The 738-nt window shown below is 76.3% G+C and carries 1 protein-coding gene; it reads right to left on the reverse strand.

From position 1 onward, the window contains the following. The coding region (locus tag FV228_RS31555; protein ID WP_281406560.1) for a 3'-5' exonuclease at positions 1 to 738 on the reverse strand (738 nt) is incomplete at both ends.

Consider the following 738-nt stretch of genomic DNA (forward strand, 5'->3'; position numbering starts at 1 on the left):
CCCGGGCACCGTCGGCCGCCTGCAGGGCGCCGGACGGGTTGAGAACCGGGATCTGGGGTTCCGCCGGCACGGGGCTGCGCAGCCAATCCGGCTCCGGCTTCGTCGCCGCGATCGGCGACGGCACGTCCGGCGGACGGTGCTGCGTCTCCGCGCCGTCCTGCCACAGCGTCGCGGGTCCGTAGGGCAGCTCCAGGGTCTGCCCGGCGCCGAGGGCGGCTTCCAGGCCGGCCCGGACCATCCGGCACCACGCGGCCTCGCTCTCGCGCTCGTGGCCCCGGAACGGCGCCACGATCAGCCGGTCGGCGGCCCGGGTCATGGCCACGTAGAGAAGGCGGTTGTGCTCCTGGCGCGCCCGGGCGAGCAGTGCCGCGCGGGCCTCGCCGGTGGCGGCGCAATCCTGCGTCTTCCCGCTGGACCAGACCGGCGGCAGCATCGCGCGACCGACCGGCAGCGGCAGCAGCGGCGGGTCGTTGCGCCCGAGCGGCTCGCAGCCGTCGATCACGACGACGACCGGCGCCTCCAGGCCCTTGGCCCCGTGCACCGTCATCACCCGGACCTCGTCGCGGCCCGATTCCATGTCGCGCTTGACCGTGTGGCCGGCCTCGGTGCCGACGTAGCGGGCCAGGAAGCCGCCGAGCGAGGGTGCGTCCTCGCCTGTCTCGGCCTGGGCGGCGGCGGCGAGGAAGACGTCGATGGCGTCGCCGGCCTCGCCCCCGAGCCGGGCGACCAGCTTGGCCC

Source organism: Methylobacterium sp. WL18, assembly GCF_008040015.1.
Lineage (GTDB): Bacteria > Pseudomonadota > Alphaproteobacteria > Rhizobiales > Beijerinckiaceae > Methylobacterium > Methylobacterium mesophilicum.